At 68.7% G+C, this 21285-nt stretch carries 15 protein-coding genes; 5 read left to right on the top strand and 10 right to left on the bottom strand.

Features of this window, described 5'->3' with window-relative positions:
* Positions 1 to 4: 4 nt before the first annotated feature.
* Positions 5 to 4228 (bottom strand): LamG domain-containing protein, encoded by a 4224-nt coding sequence (locus AB0D57_RS26120; protein ID WP_362077736.1) that lies wholly within the window; start codon positions 4226 to 4228, stop codon positions 5 to 7.
* A gap of 151 nt (positions 4229 to 4379) precedes the next feature.
* Positions 4380 to 4637 carry a hypothetical protein gene (locus AB0D57_RS26115; RefSeq protein ID WP_362077631.1) on the bottom strand — a complete coding sequence of 86 codons (258 nt, stop codon included), beginning with the start codon at positions 4635 to 4637 and terminating at the stop codon, positions 4380 to 4382.
* Between the two features lie 337 nt (positions 4638 to 4974).
* Between AB0D57_RS26115 and AB0D57_RS26110 the strand changes: the two genes are divergently transcribed.
* Positions 4975 to 5187, top strand: coding sequence for a hypothetical protein (locus AB0D57_RS26110; RefSeq protein ID WP_362077628.1), 213 nt, complete (start codon positions 4975 to 4977; stop codon positions 5185 to 5187).
* Between the two features lie 127 nt (positions 5188 to 5314).
* On the opposite strand, the gene AB0D57_RS26105 is transcribed toward AB0D57_RS26110, so the two are convergent.
* From AB0D57_RS26105 to AB0D57_RS26095, 3 genes are all read right to left on the bottom strand, one after another.
* A complete protein-coding gene (locus AB0D57_RS26105) occupies positions 5315 to 6703 on the bottom strand; it encodes an IS1380 family transposase (protein WP_362077625.1) in 1389 nt (462 codons plus the stop codon).
* Between the two features lie 99 nt (positions 6704 to 6802).
* Positions 6803 to 7936, bottom strand: coding sequence for a recombinase family protein (locus AB0D57_RS26100; RefSeq protein ID WP_362077622.1), 1134 nt, complete (start codon positions 7934 to 7936; stop codon positions 6803 to 6805).
* A gap of 21 nt (positions 7937 to 7957) precedes the next feature.
* A complete protein-coding gene (locus AB0D57_RS26095; protein ID WP_362077619.1) occupies positions 7958 to 8380 on the bottom strand; it encodes a YjbQ family protein in 423 nt (140 codons plus the stop codon).
* Between the two features lie 168 nt (positions 8381 to 8548).
* On the opposite strand from AB0D57_RS26095, the gene AB0D57_RS26090 reads away from it, so the two are divergent.
* Positions 8549 to 9637, top strand: coding sequence for an NAD(P)-binding domain-containing protein (locus AB0D57_RS26090; protein ID WP_362077616.1), 1089 nt, complete (start codon positions 8549 to 8551; stop codon positions 9635 to 9637).
* A 26-nt stretch (positions 9638 to 9663) separates the two neighbouring features.
* Here the strand turns inward: AB0D57_RS26090 and mltG are convergent, their stop codons facing one another.
* Together mltG and AB0D57_RS26080 are read right to left on the bottom strand one after the other, a co-directional pair.
* A complete protein-coding gene (gene mltG, locus AB0D57_RS26085; RefSeq protein ID WP_362077613.1) occupies positions 9664 to 10551 on the bottom strand; it encodes an endolytic transglycosylase MltG in 888 nt (295 codons plus the stop codon).
* Positions 10552 to 10594: 43 nt separating this feature from the next.
* Positions 10595 to 12415, bottom strand: coding sequence for an ABC transporter ATP-binding protein (locus AB0D57_RS26080; RefSeq protein WP_362077610.1), 1821 nt, complete (start codon positions 12413 to 12415; stop codon positions 10595 to 10597).
* 96 nt (positions 12416 to 12511) lie between these two features.
* On the opposite strand from AB0D57_RS26080, the gene AB0D57_RS26075 reads away from it, so the two are divergent.
* Positions 12512 to 12967, top strand: a complete 456-nt coding sequence (locus AB0D57_RS26075; RefSeq protein ID WP_362077607.1) for a MarR family transcriptional regulator — start codon at positions 12512 to 12514, stop codon at positions 12965 to 12967.
* Positions 12968 to 13093: 126 nt separating this feature from the next.
* Here the strand turns inward: AB0D57_RS26075 and AB0D57_RS26070 are convergent, their stop codons facing one another.
* From AB0D57_RS26070 to AB0D57_RS26060, 3 genes are all read right to left on the bottom strand, one after another.
* Positions 13094 to 14572, bottom strand: a complete 1479-nt coding sequence (locus tag AB0D57_RS26070) for a cation:dicarboxylase symporter family transporter (protein WP_362077604.1) — start codon at positions 14570 to 14572, stop codon at positions 13094 to 13096.
* Positions 14573 to 14751: 179 nt separating this feature from the next.
* A complete protein-coding gene (locus AB0D57_RS26065; RefSeq protein ID WP_362077601.1) occupies positions 14752 to 16392 on the bottom strand; it encodes a peptide-N4-asparagine amidase in 1641 nt (546 codons plus the stop codon).
* An 87-nt stretch (positions 16393 to 16479) separates the two neighbouring features.
* Positions 16480 to 17208: a L,D-transpeptidase family protein gene (locus AB0D57_RS26060; RefSeq protein ID WP_362077733.1), complete on the bottom strand. Its 729-nt coding sequence runs from the start codon at positions 17206 to 17208 to the stop codon at positions 16480 to 16482.
* A gap of 398 nt (positions 17209 to 17606) precedes the next feature.
* Between AB0D57_RS26060 and AB0D57_RS26055 the strand changes: the two genes are divergently transcribed.
* Both AB0D57_RS26055 and AB0D57_RS26050 read left to right on the top strand, forming a co-directional pair.
* Positions 17607 to 19430 (top strand): ABC transporter ATP-binding protein, encoded by a 1824-nt coding sequence (locus AB0D57_RS26055; RefSeq protein WP_362077598.1) that lies wholly within the window; start codon positions 17607 to 17609, stop codon positions 19428 to 19430.
* Positions 19427 to 21208, top strand: coding sequence for an ABC transporter ATP-binding protein (locus tag AB0D57_RS26050; protein ID WP_362077595.1), 1782 nt, complete (start codon positions 19427 to 19429; stop codon positions 21206 to 21208). The genes AB0D57_RS26055 and AB0D57_RS26050 overlap by 4 nt, the downstream gene beginning before the upstream one ends.
* Positions 21209 to 21285: the final 77 nt, after the last annotated feature.

The raw sequence follows: 21285 nt of genomic DNA, 5'->3' as shown, positions 1-21285 counted from the left end.
CTGGTCAGTCGCCGGGCACCTTTGTCGGCACGTCGAACCACGTGCTCGACAGCTTTGCGACCTGTGCGTCCGTCAGTGCGCCCTGGAAGGTCCAGACGTCGTCCACCAGGCCGGGGAAGTACGTGCCCGCGGCGGCCGTGCCCGAGCGGGAGCGGCCGATCTGCAGCGATGTGGACTTGAACGCGAGCGCGTTCTCCGCCCACGGGACCAGGTCCTCGCATCCGGCTTCGTCCGCCTCGCCGTCGCCGTTGTCGTCCTTGCAGGCGACTTCGGCGATGTTGCCGTTGACGTACAGACGGGCCTCCTTGGTGAAACCGTCGTAGACCAGGGCGAGGTGGTTCCACTGGCGTGCGTCGGAGAGCAGACCGTTGTCGACCTGCACCACGGTGGGCGTCTCGGCCGGGTCGTCGGTGTCGGTCAGCGACAGCTGCCAGCGTCCGGGCTTGCCCTCCGGGTCGACGGTGTCGGGGACGAACCGCACGTTGAACGCATTGCGGTTGGCTCCCTCCGCGCTCAACGCGGTCACGGGCCCGCCGGGTATAGCTGGCGTCACCGCCCACGCCGTCAGCGTGAAGCTGCCGGAGGTGTCCACCGGGACCCTTGCGGCGGTCGCGTACGCGGTGGTGCCGTTCAGCTCCATGGAGCCGGCGTCGATGAAGGCGGTGCCCGACTGGACGGCACCGCCGTGCAGCGTGAGCGGGTTGGTGGTACTCACGGCGTCCGGGGTGGTGACCGGGGCCGTTCCGGCGGTCGTCTCGAACATCCAGCGGCTCTTGACCAGCGGACGCTGCTTGAACAGCTGGTACACCTCGTCGCCCGACACCGCACGGTCGAACATTCGTACGTCGTCGATCTGCCCGGGGAAGAACGAGGTGGTCGTGCCGTCGCTCTTGCTGGCGCCGATCTGGAAGGCGCCGCCCGCGTACCAGCTCGTCGACAGGGTCGTGGACCCCGCGAGCGTGCCGTTCACGTACAGCAGCAGCTTGTTGGCCACCGTGTCGTGCACGCCGACGAGATGCGCCCAGGTACCGGCCTGGGCGACCTGGCCCTCGGCCTGCATGGCGCGGATCGGGGTGCCCGTGGCGGAGTCCGCCGAGTAGTTGTTGAACACCCAGCGGTCGTAGGAGCTGGAGTAGTACAGTTCGAAGCCCGGCTTGGTGGTGCCGAGCTGCGTGGCGATGACGCCCGCGTGCGTCGGCTTGGCCGACGGGAGCTTCGCCCACGCCGACACCGCGAAGCTGCGCTGGTTGTCCAGCAGCGGTCGGTTGGTGGTGGCGTAGTCGTCGGTGCCGTCCAGGGTCAGTGCGTTGCCTGCGACGCCCTCGGCGCCGGCGGTCGGGCCGCCCTGGTAGGTGGCGTCGACGAGCTCCTGCTTGCCCATCAGCTCGGTCGCGGGAGCCGGCTCGTCCATCGCGAAGACCATCCGGGCCGGACGCCCGGCGCTCAGCGACGTCTTGCCGCCCAGCACCGTCACCTCGGACTGCGACAGAGGCTTGTCGAAGATCTGCACCTCGTCGATGTCACCCGGGAAGAACGAGCCGGGCGCTCCGCTGTAGGAACCGGCGCCCAGCTGCAGACCCCGGCGAGCGTCCCACGGCGTGGAGTACGCGGTCGTGCCCACCAGTACGCCGTCGACGTACAGCTTCATCTCGTCGGCGCCGGAGCTGTAGGTGCCCACCAGGTGGGTCCACTTGCCGACGGTGACCCCGCCCGCGGTCGGCGCCATCGCGCGCACGGGCGTCGCGGAGGCGGTGTCCGCCGTGTACTGGTTGAACGCCCAGCGGTCGTAGGCGCTCGAGTAGTACAGCTCGAAGCCGGGCGCGTGGTTGCCGGGCTGGGCCGCGATGACCGCCGCCGTGCCGGGCGCCTTGGACAGCCGCGCCCAGGCCGACACCGAGAAGCCGCCGTCGGTGGCCACGGTGGGGATGTCCGTCTTGGCGTAGTCGTCGACGCCGTCGAACGTCACGGCGCTGCCCTTGGCGCCGGCCGTGCCCAGCGTGGGGCCGCCGTACAGCGTCGCCGGGCGGTCCTTCGCAGTGGCCGTCGCCGTGGTCGCGCCCGCGGCCTCGTCGAGCTGCCACATGGAGCGTTCCGGCTGACCCGTCTTCACGCGGAACTGGTACGTACGGATCTCACTGCCGTTGCCCGCCGAGTCGAAGGCCTGGGCCGTCACGAACCTCAGACCGGGCTCGTCCGGCAGGATCTTCGCGATCTGTGGCGCACCGCCGCTCGTGAGCAGCGTGTTCTTCGAACTGGGGTCGGCGTTGAAGCCGAACCAGTACTTCGTCACATCACTCTCTACGCCGTCGATCGTGAACGAGCCGTACTTGCCGACGCCGTCGAACCACGGGTCCTCGGGGTCCTCAGGGTTGGACTTGGGGTACTCGCCCGAGGTGATCGAGGGAGCCTTCGGCACGTTCGTGTCGTAGACGAAGTAGCAGCCGGTCGGGTCACCCGCGTTCGACCACGGTGAGAACTGGCCTCCGTCGTAAGAGCGGACGTACCAGTTGACCGTCTTGTTCGGCGGGATCGACGAAGGGAGACTGATCGCGAAGGAGGAACCCGAGGACCTCGTCGTGCTCCGGCCGGGGGTCCACGAACCGCCGTCCCACTTCGCCTGGAACTCCAGCGAGACGCTGTCGCCGTCGGGGTCGGTGATGTTGTTCGCGTAGATCGTGCCCAGGGTGCGAATCCGCGCGGGCTTGGACGGGGCCTTGCAGGTGCCCCCGTACTCCATCGTCAGCTGCGACATCTTGATCTGCCCCGGCGGGCGGTTGTACTCCACCCGCAGGAACGCCTTGTCGGAGAACCGCTTCCAGGCGTACTCGTCCGTCTCGCTGGCCGCGCGCAGACCGAACGTCATCGACGGGTCCCTGGCGTTGGCGGCCGCCTGCAGCGCGGACTTCACGTTGAACTCCGCGTCGGCGGAGGAACAACCCGAGTAGCCGTACGCGAACGAGTCCGACGCGAGCTGCTTGTTCCAGAACCCGGCCACGTTCTGGGAGTTCCACGTTGTCTGGTCCGAGATGGGGTCGGTGTCCCACAGCTCGACCGTGCGGTCCGAGCAGGAAGCCGACCAGGTGTTGCGGACCACGAAGTTGGCTTCCAGGATCGTCCTGCCCGCGAACGCCGAGGTGGACATGCGGTAGAAGAGCCGCTTGGTGTCGTACGGCTGGCAGTAGTACCAGCCGCAGTAGCCGAGGCCCGCGTCCGAGTCGCCGTTGAACTTCCACTGCGGCGACGACGCCCAGTACTTCGACGCCATCGTCCACGCGGATGCGCGCGGCGAGTACCACTGCGGGTCGATGAACACCGGGTACTTGGTGTCCGCGCCCTTGAGGACGTCCTGGTCCGGGGTCAGCACCAGCTCGTTCTCGCCGGCCGGGAGGTCCACGCCGACCGGGGCGAGCTTGCCGGACTCACCGGCGCCGGGCTCACCGGCCGGGGCGCCAGAGGTGGCGGTCGTGGCGGTGAGGGTCTTGCCAGAAACACTCGGGGCCTGGGCGGACTCGCCGGGGCTGGAGTCCCACATGACCGGCTTCGGCGCCTCGAAGACGGTGCCGTTCGTGGCGCCGTCGACCGCGCGCAGGCCACCCTGGGCGTTCTCCTTGACCTTCAGACCGTCAGACCCGAGCCCCAACCGCAGTTCGGCGAGATTCGGATTCTTGGCGGCCTCGGCCGACTTGACCACGAGCAGCTGCGTGAAACCGTCCTCCTGCGCGGTCATCCGCAAGTCGACGTCCGGCAGCACGTCCGGGTAGGTCGCCATAGCCCCCGACAGCTGCGGCTCGGGCAGCGCGGTGGGCCACGACAGGCTCATCGTCCGCCCAGCACGCTCCATCCGCACCAGTGGATCCTGGGCCCCGCCCCCGGAAAACTCCAGGTTCACGGTGGCCGCCTTGGGCGCGACCGTCCCGCCCTCGGTGGCGGCCAGCTCGGTATCGACGCGCTTCCAGCCGTCCTCGGCACGCGTCCACGTCGGCCGCAGATACTCCCGTGCCTCGAAGTTCCCGTCCGGAGTGGCAAACACCTCAGTGGTCTCTCCCCGCTGGGACAGGACCTCCACCGCCTCGCCGGACTTCTCGGCCTCGGCCAGCGCCTGGGCCTCGGACGCCGCGGCGGCCGGGCCGTCAGGGCTGTCGGTGGTCCCCGTACCTGCCCTGGCGGGTGTCGGCGTCTCGGCCATGGCGTAGCCGACGGTTCCTGGAACCAGGCCGGCGGCCAGCATCACACCGAGCAGTGCGCCAACTGCTCTACTACGGCCCGGTTGTCGGGCCCATATACCTGTCATCACTCACTCACAACGTATTCACACTTGAGATGTGTACATAACGATGCGGGTGATCGTAAAGTCAATGCCAAGAGACCGCATCGCAAGATCAAAATTTGGCAAAGTCGGCGGTGTCCAGGGAAAAAATGCCGCACCGACCGCTCTGTCGCTCCAGTACGGCGTAGTCCATGAATCCGCGCCAGGAGCGCGTGCGGAGTGTCCCAAGGCCGCGTAGTTCGGGCGAGATCGCGGTTGTCAACGCTGCGGAAACGGCATCGTGCTGGGGCTTGGGCGTGATCCACTCCTCGGCCTTCGCCTGCACCGCGGACGTCGTTCCGTCCAGGGAGACTCCGGTGGTAGCGGCCACCGTTTACAGCATCCGCTGGGACACCGCGGCCTCGGCTGGGCGCTTGGCCGAGGCCTCCTGCTTCTTGAGCGCAGCCCGCGTTGGGCCCGCGAACCGGCAGCACCTTCGCGCCCCATCCGGTGGCCGATCCAGCAGGCTGCCGAAACACCATCGGAATGAGATGCCGAGCCGAGAGCCTGATCCAGGAGCTGTCTTCATCACACTGGGCTTGATCCATCAAGCGGCCGGGGTTACGGTCGCACTGACCCTGCGTCACGAGAATTAACAAAGAGCCTCGAGGGTGGGGCAGGCCAATCAGCGGGGAACAGTGCGGGAACCACACGCGGTCGGGGCCGGGGTGCCTCCCATCAGCTTCGCGGTCCACATCGTCCGCAGCGGGGGGCTCGGCGGCGCCAGGGACGACTTCGAGAAGATGATCACCGAGCTGGCCGGGTCGACCACACCTGGCGTACGGATGATTGCCGCGAACCCGGGCGACTGGGGCGTCGACGCGTTCGCCGGCGACCTCGGCGGCGAGCTCCTGAGCCTCGATCCACCGCGTGAATTCTGATCTTCGATTTCGGGTGGGGTTGTGGTGTTGATTCCGGGTTTGGGCAGCACGTTTTGCCGGGTGGCCGTCCCGGTGGCGGGTTCTCCGAAGGTTCCTCCTGGTCGCGGGCGGGCGTCGGACAGCTGGGTCAGGTCCGCAGGTGCTGGCCGGTGGCGGTCCACAGATCGGTGAAGTCCGCTTCCCAGCGCCAGCGTTGAGGGAGGTGCAGGGTGATCGTCCGCGCCCTGGTGGCGATCCGGGCCGGAACGTGGATGAGGTGGCGGCGGATGGTGCCGGTCCGCGCTTTGGCATGGAAGGTAGAGGCGAGGTGACCTGCGGCCCGGGTGAGGTTGTAGGCGGTGGCTGCGAGAGTGAGCCATGCGGCGTTCGCGGTGAACTTCCCCGACGGCAGGTGGGCGAGCGCGGAGTCTTCCAGGTCGGCGAAGACCTGTTCCACGACGGCGTGTTCGCGGTGCATGGGTTCGGCCTGGGCCAGGACGAAGGGGCTGTCGGTGAAGATGACGTGGTGGCGCCAGACGCCGAACAGCTCGGCCTGCCCCTCGGGCACGCTCTTCGGGTTCAGCCGTTTCACGCGGCGCACGATCAGCCGGGCGGTGGTGTGGAATACCTTCTTCTTGCTGGTGAACGCGGTGAACGGGACTTCGGCGATCTCGGCGTCGGAGATCCAGCGTTCCTCGGCGGCGTCCCACACCGCACTGGTGTACTTGATCGGTGTCCAGGCGGACTCGTCCATGCCCGCGATCGCCTCGCGGATCGTCTTCTTCACCGCTACGGCCAGCGAGAAGTGCGCGCCCGCCTTCCAGCACACGTCCACCACCTTGTGGGAGAAGTACGCCGAGTCCGCACGCACGATGATCTTCGCGGTGATGCCCATCGCCCGGACCGTGGCGAGGGCCTCGCGCAGCAGACTCGCCGCCCCCTTGCCGGAGCCTGCCGAGCCCTTGCGCAGCCGGGTGGCGACGATGACCGGAGCACAGGTTGCGGTCTTGACGGTGACGCACTGGAAGTGCAGGCCGCGCTCCTTGGTGTAGCCGAACGAGGCGCCCTGCTTGGCCGGCCCGTAGACCTGCTTGACTTTTGAGTCGATGTCGACGAACACCACCTCGTCCCGTTTGGGGACCAGGCCGGTGTGTGCCGCGAGATTGCAGGTGAACGCCCGCATCGCGGACTCCAGTTGGCGTACGTGGCCCCAGGTGAAGGCACGCAGGAACGACCCCAGCGTGGACGGGGCGCGCACCCCGCCGAACAGGCGGGACAGTCCACCGTGCCGAAGAACGTCCAGATCGTCGATGCTGTCCGCCCCGGCGATCATGCCGCCCACGATCGACAGGGCCTTTGCGTCGGCTGCCGTACCGGCACCGTTCCTCGCGCCGGTGAGCTTCACCTTCTCGGCCACCAACCGGGGCAGACCACACCGCTCGGCCAGCCGGATCGTCGGGATCAGCCCGGCATGCGCGATCAGGTCCGGGTCGTCGAACGCGGCGAACAGCGTCGCCGGGCTGTGGGAGACTTTCACTTACGAGGTGCCTTGCTTCGTGGGACTGATGAGGGCGTAGGAACTCCCATCATCCCAGGCCAGCGGGCACCTCTTTTCATTTCGTCGCCCGCAGACCGACTATCGCGCGGTGGATCGAGGCTGAGCATGCCGCCAGCCCTTGTTCCGGGCTGTACATGTATAGCGCGGAGGAGCGTCCTTCGACGTCTGGGTGTACAAGCGCGTGTGGCACTGTCCGCACAGGGCGACGTACGTCAGAAGGTACTCACGGTTCGAGTGGCGTGTCCAAGGAACCTTCCGATCGAGTACGGCCTTCTTCAACGCCTCATGCGTCGCCCGGTCCCACAGTCCTTCGCAGAGCCTTACGGGGTTGCCGTCCCTTCCAAGCACCGGCCTGTTCCGGTGCATCAGGTAGCCGAGGGTGGCCTCCGACAGGAGGATGTTCCTCAGGCTCTGCGGAGACCATGGGCGTCCCCCGGCCGACTTGCCGTACATCACGGCCAGGTGATCTGCAGGCGACAGCTCTCCGGCACGGTTGAGGCGTGCAGCCTCACTACTGGTGGTGACGTTGTCGGGATCGGCCAGGATGCGACGGGCGACCTCGCATATCACTTCGGAGGCGTGCGGGTGCAGTTCGACATGATCGATCTTGCCTCCCATCACCTTCCGCACATACTGGAAGCCGTAGGACGGCTTGCCCTTGGGGCGGCCGGCAGCACGGGTCTTGATCGTCGCGTCGCGGTTCCTGCGCTGGATCGCGCGGAGTTCCATCTGTGCGCCCCAGGCCTCCATGGTGAAACGATTCTCGTCGGCGGGATCGTCAAGATCCCAGGCGCCATCGTGCCCGTACGTGACGAGCATCTTCTCCTCATCCCGCATCTTGTATCCGGTGTTCAGGCAATCGACGACGTTGCGACCGAGCCGGTCCACCACAGCCGCGACCAAGCCGTCGTAAGGTCCCCTCTCGTCGCGAAGCCAAGGGCCGAGCTTCGGGCGGGTCATGGGGTCGGTGGCGCCCGAGACCTCCCAGTCATCCGCCCAGCCGATGATGTGCGCGCCGACGGAGGCGGCGGCAGTGAGCACGTTCTCCCGCTGGCGCTCGGGGGACGACGTTGCCAGCTTCACGCGCGACAGCCGCCGCACTCCGAGCAGACATTTGCCGCATCCGTCATAGGGACGTTCGATCACACTTGGGTCCGTACCGCGCATGTTTCTCTCCGTTCGCGCACGCATGGTACGGAGAATTGGCGGCACGGCCCCCGCGAGTGATCTTGGTCAGCCGAGGAAGCTCAGACGAACCTGACGGTTGTCTTTAGCAATGTTCGTGTCCACCAGGCATACCGACTGCCACGTCCCCAGTTCCAGCCTCCCGCCCAGCACCGGCAGCGTCGCGTGGGGTGGGACGAAGGCGGGGAGTACATGGTCACGGCCGTGGCCGGGGCTGCCGTGGCGGTGCTGCCAGCGGTCGTCCGCGGGAAGCAGGGAGTGCAGAGCGGCGAGGAGGTCGTCGTCGCTTCCGGCGCCGGTCTCGATGATCGCGATTCCGGCGGTGGCGTGGGGCACGAAGACGTTCAGGAGGCCGTCGCGGCCGGCGGCCACCTCTCTCAAGAAGGCCCCGCATTCGTGGGTGAGGTCAACCACGGTCTCGACCGAACCGGTGGAGAGCGTCAGGAGTCGGGTGGTGAAGGCATCGGACATGGATCCCATTCTCACCCGCACCGCAGGCTCCACACCCGAGTGGGCCCCACCCGTTGTCGCGGTGTCGTTTTGCCCGAGGGGCGCCGCCGACACCTCCGGTCGGTGATGGGTCGCCGGTGGACGCCGAAGGGCGGGAAGATCTCCGCCCTCGGCCGAGTTAGTAGAAGCGTGAACAACACCGAGGCGCGGGCGCGCGAAGTAGATGTCGTGGTCATAGGCGCTGGGCAGGCAGGACTGTCCAGCGCCTATCACCTGCGGCGCACCGGTTTCGAGCCGGAGCGGGACTTCGTGGTGCTGGATCACGCGCCACGGCCGGGCGGTGCCTGGCAGTTCCGCTGGCCGTCACTGACGTACGGCAAGGTGCACGGAATGCACTCACTGCCCGGCATGGAACTGACGGACGCGGACCCCGCCCGTCCGTCCTCCGACGTCATCGCGGAGTACTTCGACACCTACGAACAGACCTTCGATCTGCGGGTGCGGCGGCCGGTCGAGGTGAAGGCCGTGCGGGAAGGATCCGACGGGCGACTGCTTGTCGAGAGCTCCGACGGTACCTGGTCGGCGCGGGCGCTGATCAACGCCACGGGCACCTGGGACCGGCCGTTCTGGCCGCGTTATCCGGGCCAGGAGACCTTCCGGGGGCGGCAGTTGCACACAGCGCAGTACCCCGGGCCCGAGGAGTTCACCGGGCAGCGGGTGGTCGTCGTGGGCGGGGGTGCATCCGGGACTCAGCATCTGATGGAGATCGCCCCGTACGCGGCCGAGACGACCTGGGTGACGCGGCGGCCGCCCGTCTTCCGCGAGGGGCCCTTCAGCGAGGACATCGGCCGGGCGGCCGTCGCACTCGTCGAGGAACGCGTCCGCCAGGGACTGCCACCCAAGAGCGTCGTCTCGGTGACCGGGCTGCCCTTGAACGACGCGATCCGGCAGGCGCTGGACGACGGCGTGCTGGACCGCCAGCCGATGTTCGACCGGATCACCCCCGACGGTGTGGAGTGGGCCGACGGGCGGCGCCTGGACGCCGACGTCATCCTGTGGGCGACCGGCTTTCGCGCTGCCATCGACCATCTGGCACCGCTGCGGCTGCGTGAGGCGGGCGGCGGCATCCGCGTCGAGGGGACCCGCGCGGTCGCCGATCCGCGTATCCATCTGGTCGGCTACGGGCCTTCGGCCAGCACGATCGGCGCCAACCGGGCCGGGCGCGCGGCGGTACGGGACATCAGACGGCTGCTGGCGGGCGTGCCGGTCGGCACCTGACCACGGGCCGCGCCGGTCGACGGGGCTCAGCGCGAGGCCGTGGACGACACCGTGGACGAGACCGTGGACGACGCCGTGGGCGAGGCCGACGCGCTCTTGCGATATCTGTTGAACTCCGCGACGTTCTGCTGCTGCTCCTCATAGCTCGCCGTGAAGCGAGTGTCGCCCGGCTTGACCGTGACGAAGTACAGCCAGTCACCCGGGGTCGGACTGATCGCGGCGTGCAGCGCTTCCTCGCCGGGGTTGGCGATCGGCGTGGGCGGCAGCCCCATGCGCTGGTAGGAGTTGTAGGGGTTCTCGAGCTTCGTGTCGTCCATGGTCGTGGTCAGCGTGGAGCGGTTCAGCGCGTAGTTGAGGGTGGAGTCCATCTGCAGTGGCATGCCTCGCTGCAGGCGGTTGAAGACGACCCGGGCCACCTTGCCCATGTCGGCCTTGGTGGCGGCCTCGGCCTGCACGATGCTCGCGATGGTGACCACCTGATAGACGTTCATCGCGTTGCGCTGGGCGCCCGCGGTGATCGGGCTGCCGCTGAACTTCTTGTTCGCGGTGTCGACCATGAACGTCAGCAGGGACTCCGGGGTCGCCTTCTTCTCGAGCGGGTACGTAGCCGGGAAGAGGTAGCCCTCGGGGTTGCCCTCGGCGTCGTTGGGCAGCTTGAGCTTGGCCTTGGCCAGCGACTTCTTGGTGGCACCCGGGGGTAGGGCAAGGGCCTTGTCGACGGCCTCGTAGATCTGGCCGGCGCGCCAGCCCTCCGGAATCACGAGTGACGTGGGTCGCGTCTTCTCGGTACCCATGGTCAGCAGCAGCGGCACCGCCACGGCGGCGGCCGCCACGACGGCTCCGGTCGCGATGAGGGCGACCCGGCCCCGGCGCGTCAGTCGAATCGTGCTCCGTGGCGGAGTGTTCATCTGCATGCGGGCACGGTAACCCGCCAATGACCACAAACCCGGCATATCGTCATCTTGTCGGATCCAGCTGAAGTCCCTTCGGCTCCACCTGGGCGTCTCGGCGGACGAGGGCCGCATAGCGCCCTTCCCGCTCCAAGAGTTCCTCGTGCGTGCCGCGTTCGATCGCGCGGCCGGAGTCCAGGACCACGATCTGGTCGGCGTCCCGAATGGTGGAGAGCCGGTGCGCGATCGTCAGCGTCGTCCGGTTGGCCGACAGCGCGTCGATGGCCTCCTGAACAGCGTGCTCCGTGCGGGTGTCCAGGGCGCTGGTCGCCTCGTCGAGGATGAGGACCGGCGGATCGCGCAGGATGGTCCGGGCGATGGCCAGGCGCTGCTTCTCGCCGCCGGAGAAACGGTGGCCGCGCTCACCCACGACCGTGTCGTATCCGTCGGGCAGCGACGCGATGTGGTCGTGGATCTGGGCCGCCCTGGCCGCAGCCCGCAACTCCTCCTCGGTGGCGTCGGGCCTGGCGAAGCGCAGGTTGTCCGCGACCGAGGCATGAAAGAGGTAGGTCTCCTGGGAGACGACACCGATTGCGCGCGCGAGCGTGTCGAAGTCCAGGTCGCGTACGTCGACTCCGTCCAGCGTGACCCGCCCGCCCGTGACGTCGTACAGCCGTGGCACCAGATAGCTGAGCGTGGACTTGCCCGAGCCGGTCGGGCCGACGACCGCGAGGCTGCCTCCGGCGGGGACGGTGATGTCGATGCCGTCGAGAATCGGGCCGCTCTTGTCGTCGTAGTGGAACTCGACATCTTCGAAACGGATCTCACCCTTGACCTGGTCGAGATGGACGGGGTCCGTCGGCTCAGTGATGTCGATGGGCAGGTCGAGGTACTCGAAGATGCGCTGGAAGAGCGCGAGCGAGGTCTGGATCTGGACACCGGTGGACAGCAGGCTGACGGCAGGGCGGAACAGCCCCTGCTGGAGCGAGACGAAGGCGACGAGCGTGCCGAGCGAGATGGACGGGCCGCCGAACTGGAGGGCCATGCCCGCGGTCCAGTAGATGACGGCGGGCATGGCGGCCATGACGATGCCGATGACGGCCATGCGCCAGCGCCCCGCCATGCTCGACTTCACCTCGAGGCCGACCAGGCTGTCGGACTCGGCCGCGAAGGCCTTGGTGAGCGAATCGCCGCGGCCCATCGTGCGGCCGAGCACGATGCCGCTGACGGAGAGCGACTCGGTGACGGTGGCGGCCATCGCGGCCATCTGCTTCTGGCGCTGGGTGGCGATCTTCTTTCGCTCATTGCCCACGCGTCGGCTGATCCACACGAAGACCGGCAGCAGGAGCAGCGAGACGACGGTGAGCCGCCAGTCAAGGGCGATCATCGCGATGATCGTGGCGATGACGCTGGTGAGGTTCGAGACCAGCGAGGTGGCGGTGGAGGTCACGGTCGCCTCCATGCCACCGATGTCGTTGGCGATGCGGGACTGGACCTCTCCTGTGCGGGTCCGGGTGAAGAAGGCGAGCGACATGCGCTGCAACCGGCCGTAGACGGCGGTGCGCAGATCGTGCATGACGCGCTGGCCGACCGTCGTGGAGATCAGGGTCTGCAGGACGCCGAAGATACTGGTGACGACCGCGCTGACGATCATGCCCAGCGCAAGCAGGCTCAGAAGGCCGGTGCGGCCCTGAGGGATCGCGACATCCAGGGTCTCCTTCAGCAGGAAGGGCGTGGCGACGGTGACGAGGGACGAGGCGCCGACCAGCAGGCCGACGATCGCGAGACGGCCGCGGTAGGGCCGAAAAAGCTTCAGGATGCGGCGCACCTGCCGTGGTTGTTCACTTTCGGCAGGCGACGGGGTCCAGGTGGGTTGGTCGGGACGCATGGGCTCCTACGGGAGGTGAGGCGACGGTTACTGCAGCGGAGCTTAGCTCATTGTTACCTATACTCACAATGAACGGCATCCTGATATTGTTCCCTCATGACCACCCCCGATGCCGACGGCCTGCTCGCCGAGCAACTGCTGCGGCTGACCCGCCGCGTGCACCGCATCCAGAAGCGCCATCTGGAGCGGCGCGGTCTGGGTATCACCCCGGCCCAGTCCCGGCTGCTGCGCACACTTGCGCACTACAGCTCGCCGCCGCGCATGGCCGATCTCGCCGAGCGCCTGGAAGTGGTCCCCCGGGCCGTGACCACCCTGGTCGACGGCCTGGAGGCGAGCGGCAAGGTGCGACGGGTCCCCGATCCGACCAACCGGCGGGTGATCCGGATCGAGGTCACTGACGAGGGGCGCACGGCGCTGGGTGAGCTGCGCGGTGCGCGCCGGTCCGCGGCGGAGGAGATCCTGGCCCCGTTGACGGATGAGCAGCGCGAGGTGCTCGGCGGACTGCTGGACACACTGGTGGACGGCATGCCCAGGCTGAAGCCCCGCTGCTGAGACCGCCTGCGGCGCCGGGGTGGCCTTGCAAGCAGTTCAGGCCGCCTTGTGGACAGCACGACGGGGCGCGGGCTTCAACTCCGCACTCTCGGAGTTGAAGCCCGCGCCCCGTGCCGGATACGTCGGTCAACTCACCTCGGGGGCAGGCTCCTTGGCCAACCGCGCGGGTCCATCGGCCTCGGTCGGCACGGACTGTGCGGGTACGTCGGCCTTGGCCGCCTCCGCCTCCACCTCGGACCGGGATGGCAGTTCGGCCTTGGCCGGCTCAGGCCGCGCGGGCCCTGCGCCCTGCGGCTCGTCGTCCTCCTCCACGAACGCGATCTCCCCGTCCAGCACCTTCTTCGCCCGCTCCATGTCGAGCGCGCCCTCCCAGCGGGACACCGCGAAGACCGCGACGCAGTTCCCGAGGAGGTTCGTCGCGACGCGCATCGAGTCCATGATGCGGTCCACGCCGAGGAGGAGGGCGACGGCGCCGGCGGGGATGACACCGAGAGAGGAGGCCGTCGCCGACAGGGCGAGGAAGGCCGAACCGGGCACGCCGGCCATGCCCTTGCTGGTCAGCATGAGCACCAGGATCACGGTGATCTGCTGGCTCAGGCTGAGGTCCACGCCCACGGCCTGGGCGATGAAGAGCGTGCCGATGGAGAGGTAGATCGAGGCGCCGTCGAGGTTGAAGGAGTACCCCGTCGGCAGCACCAGACCCACCGCGTCGTCGCGGCAGCCCGCCTGGCGCAGTTTCTGCATCATGCGGGGCATCACGGTCTCGCTTGAGGCGGTGCCGAGCGCGAGCAGCATCTCCTCGCGGGTGTACCGGACGAACTTCCAGAGGCTGAGCCCGGTGACCGCCTTGAGGGCGATGGCGAGCAGGGCGAGGAACAGCAGCGCGACCGCGTAGCACAGGATGATCAGCTTGCCGTACGTCTTGATGACGCCCAGCCCGTACTCCCCCACCAGGTGCACCATCGCGCCGAACACCGCGAGCGGGGCGAGCTTCATGATGAAGCCGACGATCGCGAAGACCACATCCTGGACCTGCTCGATGGCCGGCAGGATCTTCGGCACCTTGGTGGTGCCGAGGTGCAGTAGCGCCGCGCCGACCAGGCAGGCGAGGACGAGGACTTGGAGCAGTGAGTTCTCGGCGAAGGCACCGACCGCGCTCTGTGGCAGCGCCTCCAGGATGAACTCACTGGTCGAGGGCAACGAGCCGCCCCCGGTCTTGCCGTCGACCGCCGAGGCGTCCAGCGTCGACGGGTCGACGTTCATGCCGGAGCCCGGACTGACAACGTTGGCGGCGATCAGGCCGAGCAGCAGCGCGGCCGTGGTCGCGACCTCGAACCAGATCAGGGCCTTGAGCCCGATCCGGCCGAAGGCTTTCAGGTCACCGGCCTTGGTGATGCCGACGACGACCACGCAGAACACGAGCGGTGAGATCACCGCCTTGATGAGACGCACGAAGCCGTCGCCGAGCGGCTGGAAGGTCGTGGCCGTGTCCGGCCACAACCTTCCGACGACGATTCCGAGCATGAGCGCGCAGAGGACCTGCACGAACAGTGAGGTACGCAGTATGCGTGCGACGCGTCGCGGGGACGGTACAGACGGCGGCACGGGGCACTCCTCCGTGGGGGGCTTCCAGAGCGGATTCCAGAGGGGACTTCTGGTATGCGGAAAAGCACTTCCGCGCCGATCACTATTGAGGAGTTCCTTATGCCGCCGGATACTTTCGTGTCACGTCCATGTAAATCATGGAACTGCCGTACCGTTCCTCATCGATGGACTCGGCGTTCTCAGCAGCCGCCACGGTCCCGCGTCAGCACACCCTGCGCAGTGACCAACTCCCGGTCGTAGCAGCCGTCCGAGCCGTACAGGCGGTAGCGCTCGCTGGTCGTGCCGACGGCGTGCCGCTGATCGCGCGGCACGTTCGCCGTATACGTCGCGTCGCCGACGTAGGTGTCGTCGAGCCGTGACCACGCGGTGCGCCGCCCGCCGTGCGTCTCGTCGACCGCCGCCAGGTCGCCGAGCGTCAGCACGGTCCGCAGCCGGTCCCCCGCGCCGAGCGTCGTCGTGCCGTCCATCGTGTACATGTGATGAGTACGCGTCACCCTGGCCGGTCCACGCCCGTCGACGGTGACCGTCTCGTCGTCGGTCCAGGTGGCCTTGAGCCCGTCCGTGTTCTCGCCGTCGCTCCAGCGGTGCACGGAGGCGTTGGTGAGCGTTCGCCTGACGGTGGTCGTCACTCGTCCGTGCGAGGTGTCGACGTATCCGGCGACCGTCAGTCGGTGACCGCCCTCGGTGTCGAGGCGGTGTTCCGAACCGGGTGTGTACGTCGACGAGTTGGCGAGGTCGCCCGTCTCGACCCGGGCGAGCTCGCCCGTGACGTGAGCGCGCCGCGCGTCCTGCCAGACGAGGACGTTGACCGGCGTGCTCCAGCCCGTCTGCCCCTCGGGGACGCCCACGACGGATACGTCGACCCGGTGCGGGCGACCGTCGTTGAGGAGCCCGGCGAAAGGTGTCAGGTCGTACTCGATCGGCTTGATGTCGAAGGCGCGCGGGCCCGGAATCACGTACCAGAGGAAGGGGTTGGACCAGCCTCCGGTCCACACGGTCGGAAACGGCTCGGCGATGCCCGCGAGTTGACCGTCGACCTTGATCTGCACTTCGCGGTAGGGGCCGCCCTCGGCCTTGCAGGAGTACGGGGCGGAGTCCGGCACCGTCAGATACCAGTACTCCTCACAGCCGCCGCCGGACCCGGTCGCGTACACCTCGGCGACGATGCGCTCGCTGTTGCGCGGGGTGGTGAGGGTGCCGTTCTGGAGGGTGAGGACGCGGTCCGGGGTCGTCGCGGCGGCAGGCTTGGCGGTCTTCTCGGTGGAGTAGAAAGTGAGCGTGACCTTCACGTCGAGGACTCCGGTGTACGTGTCGTCGACGACGTTCCCGATGAGCATCTCGACGTCGCGGCCGCCGCGGAACGTGTCGCTGTAACGCGTCACGTCCTTCTCCACGGACCACTCGATGCCGTCGGGCGAGGGCTGCGGGGTGGACGTGCGGAAGATCTCCACGCCGCCGACGTGCACATAGCCGAGTCGGTCGAACTGCCGTCCCTTGACCTTGCCGTCGAGCCGCAGGATGACCTTGCTCCAGCGGTCGCCGCAGCCGCTGGGCGGCGTGTATGTGCCCCGGTACGGTGTGAAGTCACGGAACTGCGCCTCGGCGAGCGTCACTTCGCAGGACTTGGTGGCGGGTTTCTCGATGGGCGGGGCGGCGATCAGGGGGTCGTGCCAGTCGGTGCCGAACTCGGCGGGCCCGTCCGCGGTCACCGCCGCGACCGGTAGCTGTGCCGCCGAGGCCCGGACCGGGCCCGCGCCGAGGAAGGTGCTCGCCACGAGGGTCGCTCCGGCGAGCATGGACATGATGATCCGTCTTCTCATGTGCGGTGTTCTACGGGGGAGTCGACCCGCGCCGCAATGGGCACTCGGGGACCCCGCATCGCGGTGCACGCCGGTCGGCCACGACGACTACGCCTTCAGATTCTCCCTGTCCCCCATCACCATCACCGGGTGCTGATCCGGGTCAAGCGTCTGCAGCAGATACTCCATGGCCTCCCTGGACACGCTCACACACGCCAACGTCCCGCTCCCGTGGTCCACGTGCAGCCAGATACCGCCGCCCTTCGACTGACCGAGGGGGCGGATCGGGTCGTCCGGCGGGGTACCTTCGCGGCGGTTGTAGTTGATGGCGATGACGTAGTCGAAGTCGTGCCAGTGCGACTCGTCCCAGTAATAAGGGGATTGATAGGACTCCGACTGGTCGTACGGGAACCGGGTGCCCGGGTCGTCGAGCAAACCGCCGGAGTCGCTGAGCGTGAACACCCCTACGGGACTGCGCAAGTCGTCCTCTTGATGGTCTGTGGTCCAACCCCTCTTCCCGTTGTGCGCCGGCCATTTGGCCCGCTCGACCCAGGTGGAGCCAGACTTCACATACAGGACGGCCATGGAGTCGGCGGAGTCCTTGCCGTCTCCGTACACCGCCAGAACTTGGCGGGAACGGGACGGGATTCGCGCCTGCATCCGATCCCCGATGCCCGGGATCCGTGGGCGCTCGACCGCGGGCGCCGGAGTGATCGCGGCCTTACTGCCGGCCCCGCCGCGCCCCTTCACGACCTCATTCCGTCCTTCCGGACCACCGCAAGCCGACAGGAGCACAGCAAGGACAGCGCACGCTGCCGTGACAAGCCCCCTACGCATCGCACCGTCTTTTCGCATGCGGCCCATCGTTTCACCACATATCGGATAAACACACTTTTCCTTACGCCGCTTGGGCCTGTGCCCGCTCCGGGCACGTGGCGGGTAATCGGGCATGGGCGCGTGACCGGGTATGCGGTGCGTGCCTGAGCATCTGACGGAGTGCCGGGAAACGGACCCGGTTACGGACCCGGTCACGGGCGTAGCCGCAGCCAGGGCCGTGGCTGCGCCCGGGGACGTACCCACGCCGGGGCCGAATCCTTGCCCTGAGGAGAAAAACCGTTTGCTTTCGGCTACGTCGTGACGCGACCCTTTCACGGTTTGTTGGCGACCTCCGCGGGCGGCCGGTCGCCGGAATTCCACAGCCGCCCTCACCCCCTGACACGAGCCACTGGGACGTCATGCAGATTCAAGACCTTCCGTATCCCGACCCGGGTGTGCCTGACGCCCGCTCGGGTCCCCGATTCCTGTGGTGGCTCGGCCGGAATCAGCTCGGCGGACAGTTCAAGTCCCTCGCCTGGGGGCTGCTGCACTTCGTGGCCGTCTCCGCGCTGCCGTTCTGCGTCGGTCTCGGCGTCCAGTCCGTCGTCGACCGCTCCGGCGCGCGACTCGCTCTGACCGGCGGGCTGATGGTGCTGTGTGGCGTCGGCGTCGCACTGGGCGAAACCATGCTGCACCGTGCCGCGGTCACCAACTGGATCACCGCCGCCGCGCGCGTCCAGCAGTTGCTCGCCCGCAAGACCGCTCAGCTGGGCGCCGCGCTGACCCGGCGTGTCGCGGCGGGTGAGGTCGTCGCCGTGTCCACCGGCGACGTCGAGAAGATCGGCTGGTTCGTGGAGGCCCTGTCGCGGTTCGCGGCGGCCGCACTGACCGTCGTGCTGGTCTGTGTCGGCCTGGTCGTCTACCAGCCGGCGCTCGGCGTGATCGTCGCCGTGGGCGTGCCGGCCCTGGCCCTCGCCGTACTTCCGCTGCTGCCCCGCGCCACCCGGCGTGCCGACTTCCAGCGCGAGAAGGCCGGACGCGCCACGGAGCTGGCCTCGGACACCGTCGCGGGCCTGCGGGTACTGCGCGGCATCGGCGGCGAGGAACTGTTCCTCGACCGCTACCGCCGCGCCTCCCAGGAGGTCCGCCGGGCCGCCGTGCGCAGTGCCCGGATGTGGTCGCTGATCTCGGCCATTCAGGTGCTGTTGCCCGGACTGCTGCTGATCGCTGTCATCTGGCAAGGCGTGCACCTGGCCCGCGACGGCCGGATCACGGTCGGCGAACTGGTCACCGTGTACAGCGCGGTCATGCTGCTCACCTACCCGCTACGGCACTTCACCGAGATCGCCATGGCGTATTCCTTCTCGCGCCCGTCCGCCAAGCGGGCCGCCCGGGTGCTGTCCCTCGAACGGGCCATGGACAGCGGCGGATCTCGCTCGGCCGAGGTGCCGCAGGGCGATCTGTACGACCCGGCGACCGGACTGCTCGCACCCGCCGGACGGCTCACCGCCGTGGTGTGCGGCGATCCGGACGCGGCGGGTCTGCTCGCCGAACGGCTGGGCGGCCACCCCGCCGAAGAGGGCACCTCGGTGCTCCTCGGGGGCGTACCGCTCGACGAGTTGCCGCTCGGTTCCGCGCGCACGGCCGTCCTCGTCCAGGACAAGGATCCGGTGCTGCTGTCCGGCTCGCTGCGCGAGCTGCTCGACGTGCCCTCCTCTGGTGCGGTGAGCGCCGCCGAGGCACTGGCCGCCGCCCAGTGCGGCGACGTCCTGGACGCACTCGCCCAGGGGGCGCTGGATGCCGCGGACCCGATGGACGCCGGCATCACGGAACGCGGACGGTCCCTGTCAGGTGGCCAGCGCCAGCGGTTGGCGCTGGCCCGTTCGTTGATCACGGATCCCGGGGTGCTCGTCCTGGACGAGCCGACGTCCGCCGTCGACTCGCACACCGAGGCACGTATCGCCGACGGCGTCCGTTCCCTGCGCGCCGGACGTACGACGGTCGTCTTCACCTCCTCGCCCCTGCTCCTGGACCACGCGGACCGGGTCGTACTGGTGCACGAGGGCGAGGTCGCGGCGGTCGGAGTACATCGCGAGCTGGTGCACAGCGAGCCCCGGTACCGGGCCGTGGTCACCCGGGAGACCGAGGACGAGCCCGCTCCGCGCGGCGCGCTGGAGAAGCTGGAAAGCCTGGATGACCTGAAGAAACTGGAAAAACTGGAAGAAATCGAGGAGACCGCATGATCGGCGTGGCGCCACCGACGTACGACCCGGCGGCCCCGACGACGGCGAACACCCTGCCCGTCGGTGCCCCCGCGACCGTACGCGCCTACGTGGCCGAACTGTTCCAACGGCACCGCCGGGCCTTCGTGCTGCTCATCACCGTCAACACGGTGGCCGTGGTGGCCTCGATGGTCGGCCCCTATCTGCTCGGCTCCGTCGTCGAGCGGGTCTCCGACCATGCTCGGGAGCTCCATCTGGAGCGCACCGTCGCCCTGTTCGTCGTCGCGCTCGTCGTCCAGGCCGTGTTCGTACGAGAGGTGCAACTGCGCGGCGCCGTGCTCGGCGAGCGGATGCTGGCCGATCTGCGCGAGGACTTCCTCGTACGGTCGGTGGGGCTGCCGCCCGGCGTCCTGGAGCGGGCCGGGACGGGCGACCTGCTGTCCCGCATCACCACGGACATCGACCGGCTCGCCAACGCGATGCGCGAAGCCGTGCCGCAGCTCGCCATCGGCGTGGTGTGGGCGGCACTGCTGCTCGGCGGACTCGCCGTGACCGCGCCGCCCCTCGCCCCCGCGGTGCTGATCGCCGTACCGATCCTGGTGGTCGGCTGCCGCTGGTACTTCAAGCGGGCGCCGTCCGCCTATCGGTCGGAGGCCGCCGGCTACGCCGCCGTCGCCGCCGCGCTCGCCGAGACCGTGGACGCCGGACGCACCGTCGAGGCCCATCGCCTGGACGCGCGCCGCATCGACCTGTCTGAGCGCCGGATCAAGGAATGGACGGCCTGGGAGCGCTACACCCTCTGGTTGCGCTCGGTGCTCTTTCCGGTCGTCAACGTCACGCACGTGACCGTCCTCTGCTCGGTCCTCGTGGTCGGCGGCGTCTTCGTCCTGCAGGGCTGGATCAGTGTGGGTCAGCTGACCACGGGTGCACTCATCGCGCAGATGCTCGTCGACCCGGTCGGCTTGATTCTGCGCTGGTACGACGAGCTGCAGGTGGCCCAGGTCTCGCTGGCCCGGCTGGTCGGTGTCCGGGACATCGAGCCGGCCGCGGGCGACCCGTCGGTGGCCCCGGACGGACGTGACGTGCTCGCGGACCAGGTGCACTTCGGCTACCGCGCGGGCGTGGACGTGCTGCGCGAGGTCTCCCTGGAGGTCGCACCCGGCACCCGGCTCGCCCTGGTCGGCCCGTCCGGAGCGGGCAAGTCCACGCTGGGCAGGCTGCTCGCCGGGATCTACGCGCCCCGCGACGGCCGCATCACGCTCGGCGGCGCCGAACTGTCCCGGATGCCCGCCGAAGAGGTCCGCTCCCACGTGGCCCTGGTCAACCAGGAGCACCACGTCTTCGTGGGCTCCCTGCGCGACAACCTGCTGCTGGCCCGGACCGGAGCGGTCGACGCCGAGCTGTGGGCGGCGCTCGGCGCGGTCGACGCCGACGGCTGGGCCCAGGCCCTCGACGGCGGCCTGGACACCGAGGTCGGCTCGGGCGGGCTCGCGCTCACCCCGGCCCAGGCCCAGCAGATCGCGCTGGCCCGGCTGGTGCTGGCCGATCCGCACACGCTGGTCCTGGACGAGGCGACCTCGCTCCTGGACCCCCGCGCGGCCCGTCACCTGGAACGCTCGCTGGCCCGCGTTCTCGACGGCCGCACCGTCGTCGCCATCGCGCACCGACTGCACACCGCCCACGACGCGGATGTCATCGCCGTCGTGGAGAACGGCAGGATCAGCGAACTGGGCAGCCACGATCAGCTGGTCGCCGCGGACGGTGCCTATGCGGCGCTGTGGCGGTCCTGGCACGGGTGAGCGAGCCGGACGTTGCTTCGGCCCAGGTCGACCCTGCAGACCCGCACGGTGGTGATCGCGGGCCGGCTGGTCTCGGA

Source organism: Streptomyces sp. NPDC048275 (assembly GCF_040652275.1).
In the GTDB taxonomy this organism is placed as follows: Bacteria; Actinomycetota; Actinomycetes; order Streptomycetales; family Streptomycetaceae; genus Streptomyces.
Note: the sequence above shows the minus strand (reverse complement) of the source record. Positions and strands in the feature narration are given on the sequence as shown.

Bases quoted from the DNA above. Each gene is read 5' to 3' on its own strand.
- AB0D57_RS26120 (WP_362077736.1), bottom strand. From the start codon at position 4,228: ATGCTGGCCGCCGGCCTGGTTCCAGGAACCGTCGGCTACGCCATGGCC.
- AB0D57_RS26095 (WP_362077619.1), bottom strand. From the start codon at position 8,380: ATGTCCGATGCCTTCACCACCCGACTCCTGACGCTCTCCACCGGTTCG.
- mltG (WP_362077613.1), bottom strand. From the start codon at position 10,551: ATGCAGATGAACACTCCGCCACGGAGCACGATTCGACTGACGCGCCGG.
- AB0D57_RS26080 (WP_362077610.1), bottom strand. From the start codon at position 12,415: ATGCGTCCCGACCAACCCACCTGGACCCCGTCGCCTGCCGAAAGTGAA.
- AB0D57_RS26075 (WP_362077607.1), top strand. From the start codon at position 12,512: ATGACCACCCCCGATGCCGACGGCCTGCTCGCCGAGCAACTGCTGCGG.
- AB0D57_RS26065 (WP_362077601.1), bottom strand. From the start codon at position 16,392: ATGAGAAGACGGATCATCATGTCCATGCTCGCCGGAGCGACCCTCGTG.
- AB0D57_RS26060 (WP_362077733.1), bottom strand. From the start codon at position 17,208: ATGCGTAGGGGGCTTGTCACGGCAGCGTGCGCTGTCCTTGCTGTGCTC.
- AB0D57_RS26055 (WP_362077598.1), top strand. From the start codon at position 17,607: ATGCAGATTCAAGACCTTCCGTATCCCGACCCGGGTGTGCCTGACGCC.
- AB0D57_RS26050 (WP_362077595.1), top strand. From the start codon at position 19,427: ATGATCGGCGTGGCGCCACCGACGTACGACCCGGCGGCCCCGACGACG.